This window comes from Marinimicrobium alkaliphilum (assembly GCF_003259155.1).
Lineage (GTDB): Bacteria > Pseudomonadota > Gammaproteobacteria > Pseudomonadales > Cellvibrionaceae > Marinimicrobium_A > Marinimicrobium_A alkaliphilum.
The window spans coordinates 136,653-151,608 of the sequence record NZ_QGMQ01000004.1 but is presented as its reverse complement, the minus strand read 5'-3'; the positions used below and the strand labels follow the sequence as shown (position 1 = coordinate 151,608).

The 14,956-nt window shown below is 56.2% G+C and carries 14 protein-coding genes; 9 read left to right on the top strand and 5 right to left on the bottom strand.

The window, feature by feature from the left end; translation table 11 throughout:
- Positions 1-186: 186 nt before the first annotated feature.
- Positions 187-1,281 carry an endonuclease/exonuclease/phosphatase family protein gene (locus DKW72_RS08020; protein ID WP_111641834.1) on the top strand — a complete coding sequence of 365 codons (1,095 nt, stop codon included), beginning with the start codon at positions 187-189 and terminating at the stop codon, positions 1,279-1,281.
- Between the two features lie 7 nt (positions 1,282-1,288).
- Here DKW72_RS08020 and DKW72_RS08015 read toward each other — a convergent pair whose 3' ends face one another.
- From DKW72_RS08015 to DKW72_RS08005, 3 genes are all read right to left on the bottom strand, one after another.
- Positions 1,289-2,314 carry a diguanylate cyclase domain-containing protein gene (locus DKW72_RS08015; RefSeq protein ID WP_198411275.1) on the bottom strand — a complete coding sequence of 342 codons (1,026 nt, stop codon included), beginning with the start codon at positions 2,312-2,314 and terminating at the stop codon, positions 1,289-1,291.
- Positions 2,315-2,428: 114 nt separating this feature from the next.
- A complete protein-coding gene (locus DKW72_RS08010) occupies positions 2,429-3,238 on the bottom strand; it encodes a Crp/Fnr family transcriptional regulator (RefSeq protein WP_111641832.1) in 810 nt (269 codons plus the stop codon).
- Positions 3,239-3,421: 183 nt separating this feature from the next.
- Positions 3,422-3,580, bottom strand: a complete 159-nt coding sequence (locus DKW72_RS08005; RefSeq protein ID WP_111641831.1) for a DUF3309 family protein — start codon at positions 3,578-3,580, stop codon at positions 3,422-3,424.
- A 139-nt stretch (positions 3,581-3,719) separates the two neighbouring features.
- Here DKW72_RS08005 and DKW72_RS08000 point away from each other — a divergent pair, with 139 nt between their 5' ends.
- The 3 genes from DKW72_RS08000 (at position 3,720) to DKW72_RS07990 (ending at position 5,310) form a co-directional block, all read left to right on the top strand.
- Positions 3,720-4,121 (top strand): DUF4398 domain-containing protein, encoded by a 402-nt coding sequence (locus DKW72_RS08000; protein ID WP_111641830.1) that lies wholly within the window; start codon positions 3,720-3,722, stop codon positions 4,119-4,121.
- Positions 4,118-4,933: an OmpA family protein gene (locus DKW72_RS07995; protein ID WP_111641829.1), complete on the top strand. Its 816-nt coding sequence runs from the start codon at positions 4,118-4,120 to the stop codon at positions 4,931-4,933. Before DKW72_RS08000 ends, DKW72_RS07995 begins: the two co-directional genes overlap by 4 nt.
- Before the next feature lie 77 nt (positions 4,934-5,010).
- Positions 5,011-5,310 (top strand): Dabb family protein, encoded by a 300-nt coding sequence (locus tag DKW72_RS07990; protein WP_111641828.1) that lies wholly within the window; start codon positions 5,011-5,013, stop codon positions 5,308-5,310.
- On the opposite strand, the gene DKW72_RS07985 is transcribed toward DKW72_RS07990, so the two are convergent.
- Entirely contained in the window at positions 5,307-6,407 is a 1,101-nt protein-coding gene (locus tag DKW72_RS07985) for a Gfo/Idh/MocA family protein (RefSeq protein ID WP_111641827.1), read from the bottom strand. The two genes, DKW72_RS07990 and DKW72_RS07985, sit on opposite strands and share 4 nt — an antisense overlap.
- Positions 6,408-6,829: 422 nt before the next feature.
- Between DKW72_RS07985 and DKW72_RS07980 the strand changes: the two genes are divergently transcribed.
- A complete protein-coding gene (locus DKW72_RS07980) occupies positions 6,830-8,704 on the top strand; it encodes a glycoside hydrolase family 9 protein (protein WP_198411274.1) in 1,875 nt (624 codons plus the stop codon).
- A gap of 126 nt (positions 8,705-8,830) precedes the next feature.
- Here the strand turns inward: DKW72_RS07980 and DKW72_RS07975 are convergent, their stop codons facing one another.
- Positions 8,831-10,150: a ferredoxin reductase family protein gene (locus DKW72_RS07975; protein WP_111641825.1), complete on the bottom strand. Its 1,320-nt coding sequence runs from the start codon at positions 10,148-10,150 to the stop codon at positions 8,831-8,833.
- A gap of 103 nt (positions 10,151-10,253) precedes the next feature.
- Here DKW72_RS07975 and DKW72_RS07970 point away from each other — a divergent pair, with 103 nt between their 5' ends.
- From DKW72_RS07970 to DKW72_RS07955, 4 genes are all read left to right on the top strand, one after another.
- Positions 10,254-11,882, top strand: coding sequence for a BCCT family transporter (locus DKW72_RS07970; protein ID WP_111641824.1), 1,629 nt, complete (start codon positions 10,254-10,256; stop codon positions 11,880-11,882).
- Between the two features lie 163 nt (positions 11,883-12,045).
- Positions 12,046-12,642, top strand: a complete 597-nt coding sequence (locus DKW72_RS07965) for a gluconate 2-dehydrogenase subunit 3 family protein (protein WP_111641823.1) — start codon at positions 12,046-12,048, stop codon at positions 12,640-12,642.
- A gap of 2 nt (positions 12,643-12,644) precedes the next feature.
- Complete coding sequence (locus DKW72_RS07960) at positions 12,645-14,345, top strand: GMC oxidoreductase (RefSeq protein WP_111641822.1); 1,701 nt, start codon at positions 12,645-12,647, stop codon at positions 14,343-14,345.
- Between the two features lie 7 nt (positions 14,346-14,352).
- Positions 14,353-14,943, top strand: coding sequence for an exopolysaccharide biosynthesis protein (locus DKW72_RS07955; RefSeq protein ID WP_111641821.1), 591 nt, complete (start codon positions 14,353-14,355; stop codon positions 14,941-14,943).
- Positions 14,944-14,956: the final 13 nt, after the last annotated feature.

Sequence of the window (14,956 nt, the reverse complement as noted above, 5' to 3'; positions counted from 1 at the left end):
GCCGTTCGGCTTCCACCGGTTGGTATCAAAAAGTTTCTCGCAAATGCTACCGCCTGTCTGCGCGGCACCGAACAGAAGTCCATATTTTGCCATTTCGGGCTTTACGTGTGCCGGCGAACAGATCATTTCGACGCTAGCTGTCATTATTCTAGCCTATGTATTTACCCCGCCGCCACGTAGTGAGTCATGCTTTTTCGAGAAATACTGTCAAATCCGACCAAAATCGCCCTGATCGTTCTGGCGTTGGTGCTGATAACCGCTACGGCACTGCCGCTCTTGCGTTTTGACCATTGGTGGATTCGTGTTCTTGATTTTCCACGAAAGCAGCTTGCCATAGCAGGCATCGTTCTTTTTGCTCTTTATCTCTACGTGCTGGGAAAGCATCGCTTATACGATTCAGTTATTCTTGGATTTCTGCTAATGGCTGTAGGGTATCAGCTCGTGAAGATCTTCCCGTACACCGTGTTGATGCCCAAACAGGTCCTGGCCGCCGACTCACCCTCGGGTGAGGGTACCCTCGGTTTGCTGATCATAAACGTACAAATGGATAACAGGGCGTCCGAGGCGTTGTTTGCTCTTGTGGACGATTATGACCCGGACGTTATCTTGACCATGGAGACCGATGACTGGTGGGAGGCGTCGCTGAGGGAGCTGGAAGAAAATTATCCGCACACGCTCAAGCGGCCACTCGACAACACCTATGGGATGTTGGTGCACAGTCGGCTGGAGCTGATCGATCCTGACATTCGGCACATTATCAAAGACAGCATTCCTTCGATGCACATGCAGGTGTTGCTAGCGTCGGGTAACCGGGTTTTTATGCACTTCGTTCATCCGGACCCGCCCAACCCACTGTATGCGACCGAGACGACCCAGCGGGATGCGGAACTGCTGGTTGTGGGCAGAGATGTAGGAAAACGCGATAGACCGACCCTTGTTGCCGGAGACTTCAACGACGTGCCCTGGTCAACGACCACAAATCTGTTTCAAAGCATCAGTGGTCTGCTCGATCCTCGCGTCGGGCGAGGAATGTATAACACCTACCATGCCAATAATCCCTTTCTGCGCTGGCCGCTGGATCACGTCTTTCACTCCGCTCATTTCAAACTGGTTCGTATGGCGACAGGGCCTGCCTGGGGGTCGGATCATCTCCCGGTTTACATCGAATTGAGGCTGACCGAAGGTGCCGAACTTGAGCAGGAGGAAGAGGGTGCGGACGCTGAAGAGGCGGAGCAGGTCGATGAGAAAATTGAGGACGGTAAACAGCAAGAGGCGGAGTAAGTTCTACTTAGGTGTAACCACCAAAGAACTGATAGCTGTTTCGACCGTTGGCTTTGATACTATACATGGCCGCATCGGAGTTTCGCATCAATGTTTCAGCGTCGTCGCCGTTATCCGGGTAGACGCTGATCCCAACACTCAAACTCAATTGTAATTCATGACCATCGATCAAGTGCTTGCCCGCAAACTTCTCCAGAAGTTTCTCGGCAATGTGGGCCGCATCTTCTCGTTCCTCGATCTCGCTCAAAAGAATCATGAATTCATCACCGCCGTGGCGGCTTACTGTATCGGTGATTCGGACACAGGAGACGAGTTTTTCCGCGACATCCTGTAGAAAGTGATCGCCGACAGTATGCCCGAAGGAGTCGTTAATATCCTTGAAGTAATCGAGGTCTATAAACAGTAATGCAATCTTCTTTCGGTGCCTTTTCGCCATGCCGATGGCGTGATTAAGGCGCTCCATCAACAGTACGCGATTGGGTAAACCCGTGAGCGCATCGTGCTGGGCAAGATGATTCATCTTCTGGATCTCGGCACCGGACTGGCGAGCATCATGAAATACAATAACCGCGCCTTCTATCTCGCCAAGGTGGTTGAGTATGGGCGCCGCAGAGTCCTCAATCGCTAAATCTGTTCCATCGCGGCGAATCAGTACGCTGCCAAGAGCGAGCTCTACGGTCTGCTTCTCCCGAATGGCTCTCTGCCCCGGGCTTATCGCACGCTGACGGGTGATGCCATCGACAATCAGAAAGACTTGTCCAATGGGTCGCCCCAGCGCCTCATGACTCTGCCAACCAGTCAGCTTTTCAGCGACTTTATTAAGATAGATGACCTTGCCCTTGGGGTCGATAACGAGAACCGCATCGCCAATGGCGTCTAGGGTAATCTGCGCCATATTTTCAAAGGAAATATTGCCGAAGAAATGACGAACCCCGCTGAGCTCGCCGGGGGCGTATTCGGGATGCTTGCAATCCGGGCACCTCTGCATCGGGTGCGCCTTTGCCTGGTCAGACTGTATCGGTTTAGTCGCCATAATTGTCTTCAAAGAAGTCGCCATAACAACGATAATAGAAAAGTTGTTGTCCCTGGTCTGTGCGCAACCACACTCAAGGCTTGTCGGACCTTAATGGCGCCTAAGCGTAGACAGCTATGAGCGGTGTTTGTTGCATGTGGGTTTAAGTAAGCGGTCGGTTTCCGCTTTCACCACGCTATAGCACTCACAGCTCAGCTCTTCCAGCTTGGGGCGGTCCAGCACTTGAATGTGGCCGCGACGGTACGCGATAATCCCGAGTTTTTGCAGTCGTCCCGCCGCTTCGGTTACACCTTCCCGACGAACACCGAGCATGTTGGCGATAAGCTCCTGTGTCATGTGCAGATGGTTCGTCGGCAACCGATCCAGGGAGAGCAGGAGCCAACGACACAGTTGCTGATCAATGGAGTGATGGCGATTGCAGACGGCGGTCTGTGCCATCTGGGTAATCAGCGCCTGGGTGTAACGCAGGGTCAGTGACATCAGTTGACCGTGGCCATTGAACTCATCCATCAGGCGTTGCCCGAGCAGTCGATAAGCGGTGCCACAGCTCTGAACCACGGCGCGACTGGACGTACTTTCTCCGCCCATAAAGAGCGAGATCCCGACCAATCCCTCGTTGCCGACCACAGAAATTTCTGCCGATGAGCCGCTCTCCATCACATAAAGGAGTGACACAATGCTGTCGGTGGGAAAGTAGGCATAGCGCATCCTATCGCCAGGCTCATAGAGCACTTTACCCAGGGGTAGGGAGATTTCTTCAAGGTAGGGGAAAATTCGTTGTTGAACGTCAGGCGTCAACGCTGCGAGGAGCCGGTTTTGAGTTGGCTCTACCGGTTGGTTTGGCGTCACCGGATTGTTTGACGTCACCTGCTGGGGCGGCTGGACCTGCTTAGCAGATTGTGCCGACTGGACCGTCTGGTGCATGTCTCACGTCTCCTTGTTGGTTTAGCGCGCGAGCTTCATTGTAGCCCATCTTCCCAAATAATGTGCGACGCCGTATCGAGCGGTCTCTGGGGCATTGCTACCGCACGAAACAGGCGGACGTTAGCCTGAAGAACTGGCCCCGTCTGTACGCTATCGCACATTGGGGAAATTGGGGCTTTCAGGTCAAACTCGCCCTGTCAGAAGAAGGATCAGGAGTACTAAGGCGATAACGCCTATGGCACCGCTGGGTCCATAGCCCCAGCTTCTGCTATGAGACCAGGCAGGAAAAGCGCCGACCAGCATCAGCACCAAGATGACCAATAAAATTGTTGATACGCCCATTTTTGCTACTCCCTGAATTTGTGTTGATACGCCGACATTAGCGCGATATCAACCAGGCTTCGGTGCGCTGCCGCACAGATGCTAAGAACCTACACTTCTATAGTTGAGTCGAAGAAGTCTTACCCTCAGGAGCAGCTCTATGACTCAATTCACGGATACAACAATCAGCCATCGAATTCGCGCCGGGTTCAGTTTGATAACGGCAATCGTTCTATTGAGCGCATGCAGTTCTGCACCTGTGGCGCCGACTTCGGCACTCAATGACGCCCGTGAGGCCATCGCAATGGCCGAGCAGGCTGGCGCTCGTCAGCACGCTGGCGCCGAGCTGGATGAAGCGCAACAGAAGTTGACCCAGGCTGAACAATTCGTCAGCAACGAGCAAATGATTGAGGCCGGGCGTCTTGCACGGGAGGCGATGGTCGTTGCTGAGCTCGCGTCGGCCAGAACCGAGTCCGCCAAGGCTGTCGCTATCAATAGAGAAATGGAGCGCAGTGCCGAAGCGCTCGAGGAAGAAATGCGTCGGACAGGAGGACAGCAATGAAGATTTCAACGGTACTTGCACTGGTTTTCTCATCCCTGATGATCGCTTCCTGCGCCACCACGCCGGAGAGTCCCCCCGGCGCGGCGCAAGTGCGCAACACGCTGACAACGCTCCAGAATGATCCGAACCTGGCCGATCGCGCCCGAGTAGAACTCAGGGAGGCGGAAGCGGCTGTACGCGAGGCTGAGCAACCGGTTTCCAGAACCGATGCGGCATTGGGCGAACATCGTGTTTATATGGCGGAACAGAAAGTGGCGATTGCCCAAGCGCGAGCGACCGCCCGCTATGCGGAAGATCAGCGCGAGCGGCTCAGTGAGGAACGCGATGCGGCGCGACTGGCAGCGCGCACACGCGAGGTCGGAAGAGCGCGCGATGATGCTGAAAGCGCACGTTCTTCTGCAGCGCAGCAGTCGACCGAGTATCAGCGGCAGATTGACGAACTTCAGGCAGAAGTCACCGATCGAGGCTTGGTGTTGACGTTGGGAGATGTGTTGTTTGCGACCGGCAGTGCTGAGCTCCAGGATGGCACTAACCGCAATCTTGACAGGTTGGTGAGCTTTTTGAACGAGCATCCCGAGCGGCGGATTCAGATTGAGGGACATACCGATAGCGTGGGCAGTGCGGCGTTCAATCAGACCTTGTCCCTGCAGCGAGCCCAGTCGGTTCGTGACTACCTGACGCAACAGGGAATTGCTTCCCGCCGGATCTCCACCAGTGGCATCGGCATGGAACAGCCGGTCGCGAGCAATGACACGACCGCAGGGCGACAGCAGAACCGTCGGGTCGAGATCATTATCGATAATCCGAACTGAGCCCCCGCTTGGCACCAGCGCCAAAATGAATTACTGTCCGGTTGATACGGACAGTAATTCATTGGTGCGAGTGAAAAATGATCAGACATATCCTTTTAATCAAATTTAATTCCCAGGCGACTGCCGAAAAACTCAAAGACCTGCGCGCGTTGTTTGAATCAATGCCCGATGCGGTGTCGGGTGTCGAGTCGGTCGAGTGGGGCTTGAACGATAGCCCTGAGGGGAAAAACCAGGGCTATACCCATGCAGTGGTCATGAACTTTACCGATGAGTCCGCGCGCCAGGCGTATCTGCCTCATCCGGCACACGACGCGCTGAAAGCAGTGTTTATACCGCTCCTGGATGACATCATCGTGTTCGACTATACAGTGGACTAAAGTACAATCCGCCGACCCTCGCGCGCGGATTTGAGCGCGGCCACCACGACCCGAATGTCTTTCAAGCCCTCTTCGCCGGGCACAAGCACATCGGTGTCGTGGATGATTGCCAGGGCATCGTTATCCATTTGTGCCGCCTGCTGATTGGCGACGGTTTTATTGAGTTTGCCACCGTTACTGGCAGAACCTTGAACGCCAGAAAACTCTGACATCGGTTCCAACCGATACCAGCCTTCTGTACAGTTGACCTCCAGTTTGTTGCCGGTTTTCACCATGCTGGTCATACACTCGGCGACGGCGCCGCTGGGGAACTCCAGGGTAAAGTAGGTCGTGGAGTCACCCTCGGTAAACACGTCCGGCAAGGTTTCTTCGTGCCGTGCTGTCACGGCGATGGGTTCTTCCCCGGTCGCGTAGCGGGCCCCGTTCAGGGGGTAGACGCCCATATCGTACATGGCCCCGCCGCCCATGTCCCAGCGCAACTTCCAGAACGCCGGATCCCATTCGGTGCCGCCGTCATAGGCGGCGTGGGCAGTGACGTTTTCGATCGGGCCAAAGGGCTGACTTTCCGCCAGTGACATGACCGTCTGGGTATTGGGTTCATGGTGCATGCGGTAGCCGATGGTCAGCTTGACGTTGTTCTTACGACACGCCTCAATGATCTCCCGGCACTCTGCCTCGTCCATGGCCATGGGTTTTTCGCACCAGACGTGCTTGCCCGCGTTGGCGGCAATCAGCGAAAAGCGCTTGTGGGTACTGGTGGGGGTCACGACATAGATCACGTCGATATCCGGGTTGTTGGCGACTTCATGCAGGTTGTCGTAGTTGTAAACATTGCCATCCGGAATACCATACTTTTCCTGCCAGACCGGTATTTTTTCCGGGCTGCCAGTCACGATGCCGCGCAGCTCGCAATGTTGAGTCAATTGCAGGGCAGGGGCGAGCCAGTCTGTGCTGTAGTAGCCCAGGCCCACCAGGGCGACGCCGATTTTGCGTGACGGGCTGGCCAACAGGTGGGGGGACACGCCGGTGGATAACAGGGTGGCGGAGAGTCCCAGGTGTTGAAGCAGTTGGCGACGGTTGGGGGAGTAGCCGGGCATGGGAGACCTCTTGTTGAATGTTATGGTTGATGGGACTATAGCATTTGTAATGGGTTACTTGAATAGGTGGTTTGGGTGCCTCATTGTCGGATTACGCTGCGCTAATCCGACCTACTGGAGCATCGGTGCTTTGAATTGGGGTGGGTGCCTCATTGTCGGATTACGCCTTCGGCTAATCCGACCTACTGGAGACGGCGTGCCTATGTCTGAGTAGGTCGGATTAGCGCAGCGTAATCCGACACCTGAGGCACCAGGCGCGAATAATGTGCCACCAAACCCAAACAATCGGACACCACCCTCCCGAATGTTAATCCCCACCTAATTAACAAACACTTTCCTCCCTAGCGTATTGAACCGATTTCATCCGCTCTTCTATAATGCCGGGCACTTATTGTAATAATACCTATAACCAAGGTGCCCCCATGATCTTTGCCCGTATCCTCCTCTTGTGTATCGCGACCGTGTTCGCGCTCAGCGCCTGCAGTACATCGGAACCCCGCATCCAGGCCCCGGTCGGCAACAGCCCCGACGACGGCTCCCAGATGGAAAACCGCTTCCGGGTGAACTATGCCGGTTATCTGCCGCTGCAGGATAAGGTTGCGGTCTATCTGAGCGACGACCCGACACCGGTCGGTTGGCAGCTGCGTGATACCACCGGCCGGGTGGTTCTTGAGGGAACGGCTTCTGATCACCGGGCCGATGATTACGCCTCGGGCGACAGTTTTTTCCTGATCGATTTTTCGGCCTATACAGGGCAGGGCGGCGGCTACTTTCTGACCGTCGATGAAGACGCGTCCTACAGTTTCCGAATCAGCAATGACCCCTACAGTACACTCAAATACGAGGTGTTCGACTACTTCCGCGACCACCGTCGCGTCGGTGATCACTTCGCCCGCGCGGTTCACGGTTGGACCGATCACGAGGTGACCCTGAACTTTATCGCCGATGCCGGCGACCAGGGGTACTATCCGGTGAATGCCGCGGAGGCCAAATGGAGTCTGATCAACCTGCTGGAGGTCTATCCGGACATCAACACCTACTATCAGGGGCATCAGGGCCCGAACACCTCGGTGTATGATGAGCTGGTGTTTTTTGCCAGCCCCATGTACGAGCTGTTCTTCCCCGGCGAAACCCTGGCCGTGGCCAAACTTCACACCAACTCCAACGATGACTGGGCGCCGTGCCCGGGTGCGTCCGGTGACGGGTTGTCGTGCATCTCCAAGCCGGAAACCAAAGCGACCTTCTCAGTGGCGCGCAGCATCGCCGCGATGGCGCGTTTGCACGACCGTTACGGGACACCGGAACAGACCCGGCGGTCTTACCGGTTTGCCGCACAAGCACTGGACAATGCGGAGACGACGGATTTCGTGTGCCTGGGGCCTGAAGATTTTGGTGGGGAAGGGGGCTATTACCCCAACAACGATAATTGGAGTCTGTGGCGCGAGCCGCGCACCCACCGCGAGCCCTGTGCGGACGGGCCTGAAGCGGACCCGGCCGATAACAACGTTAACGACGATCACTACGCCGCGCTTGTAGAGCTTTATCTGGCGGCGCAACAGCTCGGTTACAGTGATGACGCCGAGCGCTTGCAGGCACAAATCACTGCGCACAGTCACCACAATCGGGTGCAGCAGTTCTGGTGGGGGGCGGTTTCTACTGAGGCCACGTTATCGCTTCTGGCGCTTCGCCCCGAAGGCCTGGACCTGACGCAGGCGGAAGAAAACCTGTTTGCCTACTCGGATCAGGTATTGAGCTATCAGCAGCTGGGTTACCCCGGCATCACCTTTGATGTGCAATCGGATTTCTGGAACAGCGGCGATCATGACGATGTGGACAACAACTTTCGTTGGGGCTCGAACCGTATGCAGCTCAACGATGCACGCATTCTGATGCGTGCCGCCGATATCAGTCATGCGCGTGGTGACTATCAGGCGGCGGCGCGCTACACCAACGGCGTATTGCGCGTACTCGATCAGATCTTTGGCACCAATGCGGTGGCCATTGCGATGCTGACGGCGGCGGACTATCCGCATATTGATCACGCGATCACCCGTACCCACGACAATCTGGTCAGCGACAGTAAAAGTGGCAAGATGATTCTGGGGCCAAACAACTGGACCAACTCCAACGACCCCTATATGCCGGATTTTGGTGCGGAGCCCGGTATGAAGATGTTTGCCCTTGAGGGCACGGGTTGGGCGTCGCGGGAAATCTCTATCGATGCCAACGCGGCCTTGGTGCCGGTGATGTATTTTGCCACCGAAGTTGCGCCGCGCTATCTGGAGGCGGCGCACTGAGGCCTCGTTTCTAGGCGAACAGCACGCAGGCTATCGTCAGGGTGGTACCCAGCAGGACGATAGCCATAGCAGTGCCCGCGTGTTTTGCAAACAGATGCAACATGAAGCCTCCTTGATGGGTGGGTGTTAAACGAGGTTGAACCGTTCGGAATTGATCCGATGAAGGGGTACGCGCCGATCGCGCAATGCCGATTCCACCGAGTTCATCAGCGGCGGTGGACCGCACACAAAATAGTCTGGATTGTAGCTGCTACTGTCTTGATACTTGTCCATAAGCTCACCATCAATCAACCCTTCTTCCCCCGTCCAGTCCTCGGGCGGGTCTTCCAGGACATGAACGACGCGAAGGTTCAGCTGCTCCGAGAGCGTCTCCAGCTCATCCCAAAATAGGACCGACGCCCGATCGCTATTGGCGTACAGCAGCAAGAGCTTTTTGCGGCTTTTTTCAGCCGCGCAACTGCGCAGCATACTGATGATGGGCGCGATCCCGACGCCACCGGCCACCAGCACGGCATCCTGATCGCTGCTCGGGTCAAGGGTAAACACCCCGTAGGGCCCTTCAACCCAGGCGCGGGTGCCGGTTTTAACGTCGCTGAGTGACCGGGTAAAGTCACCGGCGTGTTTGGCGGTAAATTCCAGGCGCGCAGGGTTGTGGGCGTCCGAGTGAATCGAGAAGGGGTGCTGCTGCAGCGAGAAGGGCGTGTCCCCCAGCGTGATCCACGCGTACTGTCCGGGCGCAAATGGGGTACCTTTGTGGTTGTCGGCGTCGAGCACCAGACGCGTGGCATCACCGTCGATCTGTTCGGCTTTGGCGACTGTCCAGGGCCTGCCTTTCAATCGCCAGGGGCGCAGCACTCGTGAGTCTATCAATAGCAGGAGTGCTGCGCCTACGGCGACGGCCAGCGCGATCTTCACCGGCCAGCCGGCCGTGTAGTGGCTTACCATCAGGGCATGGCCAAGGCCGGTGCTGACCACAAATAGCGCCAGCAGACCGTGAAGCGCGCGCCACCACTCGTATTGCAGCTTCATATTTATGCGCCACAGGGACGTCACAATCAGTAAGGTGGTTGCGACCAGGAGTGCACTCAGGCTGATTGCGCGCAACAGCTCATCACCTGGATGCAAAAACTCAAGAAAATCAGGTTCGGCGATCAGTAGTGTGATCGGATGAGCCAACACCAAAAGCCAGGCGAAAAGCCCCATCTGCCGATGAAACTGCAACAGATTGTCTTGCCCTACGCCACGGGCAAACCAGGGATGCCGACCGGAGATCACCAACTGCATCGCCAGAACCCCCAGGCCGAGCATACCGAGCAATGCGCCGATTTCAATGCCAAGGGCTCGGGCTGGCGGCCGATCAAAGATCAGCGCCAGGCCCATGGGCAGCAAGGTCAGAAAAAAATACACGCCGAGCCAAGCTGTGAGTGTACGATACCGGATTCTCATAGTGCCTTAAGCCTAGTCGTCAGCGGGCCACTGGGCAACTCCTTTGGTTGCATAACTTCATGAGTTCGCTAGACTCGAATTTTCTAACCACCCGGAGCTATCCATGCATTACCGCCAAGCGGCAACAGGCCCCTTCAAGGGGATGAACCCTTACGTCAGCGCGAGTTCGATTGTGCTGGTCGCCTTGGCGTTGGTGTATGGGGCCTTTTATACCGAACACGCCAGTGCGCTTGTGTCCGGTGCCAGGGAGGCGATCTCGCCGCTGCTGGAGTGGTACTACGTGGCCGTGGTGGCCTTTTTATTGTTCTTGATGATCTGGTTGGGGGTAGGGCGCTATAAGAATGTCCGGCTGGGGCACGATAGCGAGCAACCCGAATTCGCGTTTTTCTCCTGGGTGGCGATGCTGTTCGCGGCCGGTACGGGAGTTGGCATTCTGTTTTGGGCGGTCGCGCAGCCCATTATGCAATTCCAGGCCAACCCGTTTATCGAGGATGGGTTGTCACCCGAGGCGGCGCAGATCGCCATGCGCCTGACTTTTTTCCACTGGGGTCTGAACGGTTGGGCCATTTTTGGTTTCGTCGCACTGGTGCTCGCGTATTTCGCCTATCGTCGAGACTATCCACTGACAATTCGCTCCGGTTTGCAGCCGATTCTCGGCGCGCGCACTGATGGCTGGGCGGGCAACACCGTTGATACCCTGGCGACCTTTGCCACCGTGTTTGGTATCGCTACGACGCTGGGGTTGGGCGTACAGCAGATGAACGCCGGTCTGGCACAGGTCTTTGGTCTGGAGACGACCTTGTGGTTGCAGCTGACCGTGACCTTCGGGCTGTTATCAGTGGCAACCTTTTCCGTAGTTTCGGGGTTGCAGAAAGGCGTGAGGGTCCTATCGGAATTGAATTTCTGGCTCAGTATTATCGTGGTGCTGTTTGTCTTGATTGCGGGGCCGACGCAGTATCTGATTGCCTTGACCCTGGAGTCGGCCGGAGCCTATATAGGCAACCTGTTCACAATGACGTTCTACACCAACGCGACCCACGATGATGGCTGGCAATCCGAGTGGACCGTGTTCTTCTGGGGTTGGTGGTTGGCCTGGTCGCCATTTGTGGGGATGTTCATTGCCCGGATTTCCCGGGGTAGGACGTTACGCGAGTTTGTTGCTGGCGTACTGTTGGTGCCCACGGTGATCACCATCGTGTGGATTGGCCTGTTCGGCGGCACAGCCATTTATCATGAGCTGTTCGGCGAAGGCGGCATCACGACGGCGGTCAACGACGATGTGGCCCAGGCCTTGTTCGTGACTGTCGAGAGGATGGGCCTTGGGATCACGGGCCTTATCGTTTCCGGGGGCCTGATTGTGCTCATTGCCACCTATCTGGTGACCTCTGCCAATGCCGGCACCCTGGTGATTACGACGATCCTGTCTGGCGGTGACCCCGAGCCACCCATTGCCCACCGGATCATCTGGGGGATGGCTCTGGCGTTGCTGACCGGCGTGATGCTGGTAGCAGGTGGCCTGGAGACCCTGCAGTCGGCGGTGATCATGGCAGCGCTTCCGTTTTCGGTCATTATTTTGGGCATGGCGTGGGGACTGCTGCGATCGCTGCACGACGAACGCTACGCCGCGCGTCAAGGGGAGCGCACTACGGCGCCCCGGGAGCCCTGGGCGGACCTGCCCGACGCCGGTCGGGAAGCAACGCAGGTATCACCGGATCAGGCCTACAAGCGCTGACCGGCCTGGCCTTTACACTGGCCAACGTCCGTAAATCTACGTAAACGGGGCTTACTTATGGTCATTAAGTCCTTTAAGATACCTCTGCCGTGTCAGGCACCCTTTGATACGGCGGAGCAGGGCATTGATAATGTGATAACGACACTGCCGAAGGCGAACCACCATGAATAGACGAGAAATCCTTCGATACACGGCTTGGCTTACAGGCACAGCGGTATCGGCTCCCCTGGCAGCGGCCATCCTGAGCGGTTGCAGCCCTACCCCTAACGGCACTGGTAGCACTACCAACGGCGAAGATGCCCCCGAGCTATCAGCGGCGCTGCACTTTTTCAGTCCGGAACAATTTGCCCTACTCGGGGTGATTGCGGATGCCATCCTGCCCCGCACAGACAGCCCCTCAGCCACGGATGTGGGCGCACATCAGACCCTGGATGCCATGTTTGGCCTGGTATTCGATGGCGATTTTCAGCGTCAATTCCGCGAAAACTGGTATCAGCTGGAGCGTCACCTGGCTGATCAGCATTTTGGTGACCTTGACAGCAGCGAGAAGGCCCAGGTGCTGACGGCGCTTGAGATCGGCGAAATTACCGACTTGGCCGAGGCGAGGGCGGGTTTTGTGGAAGTGAAGCAACAGCTCGTTGCTTACTACCTGACCAGCGAAGAGGTCGGCAAAAATTTCCTGAATTACGTGCCAGTTCCGGGCACCTACTCTCCGTGCATTTCGGTGGACGACGTTAACAATACAGCGTGGGCGATATAATAATGATTGAGACTTCACAAACCGATTTTGATGCAATTGTGATTGGCTCGGGCATTAGCGGTGGCTATACCGCAATGGAGCTGTGTCAGAAAGGTTACAAAACACTGGTGCTCGAGCGCGGCCGCTCGGTAGAGCACGGTGACTATCCAACCGCCCACGATGATATGTGGGACTTGCCTCACCGCAATAACGTACCACGGGAAGAAATTGAAGAGCACTACCCGCAACAGAGTCGTTTGGGCTGGTGGGTACGCCAGGAGAATAAACATTGGGTCAACAAGGACTCCGATTACTCCTACGACGAAGACGAGCGCTTTGACTGGATTCGCGGACACCACACCGGCGGCAAGTCGATCATGTGGGGACGGCACTGCTATCGCTTTAGCGACATCGATTTTGAGGCCAACAAAAAAGAAGGCATCGCCATTGATTGGCCGATTCGTTACGACGATATCGAGCCCTGGTACGATCGGGTTGAGACCTTTGTGGGTATTGCCGGTCAGGCCGAAGGCCTGAAACAGGTGCCGGACGGCAAGTTTCTCAAGCCCTTTCCGTTAAATTGTGCCGAACAGCACTTGCGTGAAGCCGTGGCCGAAACCTTTCCTGGTCGGGTGGTAACGCCGGGCAGGGTGGCCAACCTGTCCGAGTACAAACCGGAGGTTCACAAGGGTAAGCGCGGTCAGTGCCTGAATCGCAACCGCTGCATCCGTGGCTGTCCCTACGGCGCCTACTTCAGTAGCCAGGCGGCGACGCTGCCCGTGGCGGAAGAAACCGGTAATTTGACACTGCGCAATAACAGTATTGTTCAGGAAATTGTCTACGATCCGGAAACCAAACGTGCAAAAAGCGTGCGTGTGATCGATTCCGAAACCGGCGAGCATCACGAGTACAGCGCGCGTATCATTTTCTGCAACGCCGGTACCATTGGCACCACCGCGATTTTGCTCAACAGCCGTTCGGAGACTTTCCCCAACGGTCTGGGTAATACCAGCGGGGAGTTGGGCCACAATATGATGGATCACCATTACGGTATGGGCGCTCAGGGTGTGCTGACATCGATGGACGACCAGTACTATTCCGGCCGTAAGCCGGTGGGTTTTTATATTCCGCGCTTTATGAATCTGGATGATGAAACCCGTACCGAAGACTACCTGCGGGGCTTCAGTTATCAAGGGTCGGCGATTCGGTTGAACAACAATCCTGCTGGTGTAAACGGTGAGGCCCTCAAAGAGGTGGTATTTCAGCCGGGTCCCTGGCTGATTCGCATGACCTGTTTTGGCGAGATTTTGCCGTATCATGAGAATCGTATGTATCTGAACTTCAACAAGCGCGACCAGTGGGGCATCCCCACCATCGTGTTCGATGCCAAGCTTCGTGATAATGAAATCAAAATGCGCGAAGATGGTGTGCGCCAGGCGGCCAAAATGCTGGAGGCGGCGGGGTGTGTCAATGTGTCTACCCGCAACGAAGCAACCGCAGTAGGTGCCTGTATTCACGAGATGGGCACTGCGCGCATGGGCCACGATCCGGCCACAAGCGTACTCAACCAATGGAACCAGATGCACGATGTACCCAATGTGTTTGTCACCGATGGAGCGTGTATGACCAGCGCCGGCACCCAGAACCCGAGCATCACCTATATGGCGTTGACGGCGCGCGCGGTGGATTATGCGCACAAACGCATGAGTGAAGGGCAATTATAGGAGAAGGATGAGCGACGACGAGCAACTCACCAATCTGACGCAGCTGTTAGCACGCATCCGCAAAGCGACCGAGGACCGCGAGACGCTCTCAATGGAGGAGCTGATCGAGGAGGTGGGTACTCGGTCGTTTGGCCCGCTGTTGCTGTTGGTGGGTTTAATTCTTTTCTCACCGCTATCCGGTATTCCTTTCTTCCCAACGTTGATGGGCGTGCTGGTCTTCCTGATCTCGGGTCAACTACTCATCTACAAACGCAGTTTCTGGTTGCCTAATTGGCTGATCAAGCGCTCGGTGTCCACAAAACGGTTGCGCAAGGCAATACGCACTATCCGCAAGCCCGCCGCTTTTATTGACCGGTATATTCAGCCGCGGCTGACTTTTCTGACAAGTGGCGCGGGCGTCCATATTATTGCGTTACTTTGCCTGGCGCTTGCCCTGATCATGCCACTGATGGAAGTGGTCCCGTTTTCCGCCACCATTGCAGGCCTGGTCATTGCCATTCTGGGGCTGTCATTAGTGGCCAATGACGGCCTGGTGGCAATAATCGCGTTTTCCCTGGCCGGTCTCGCGGCTTTTCTGTTCATCCGGTACGTGCTGTAAAACCCATATTCTT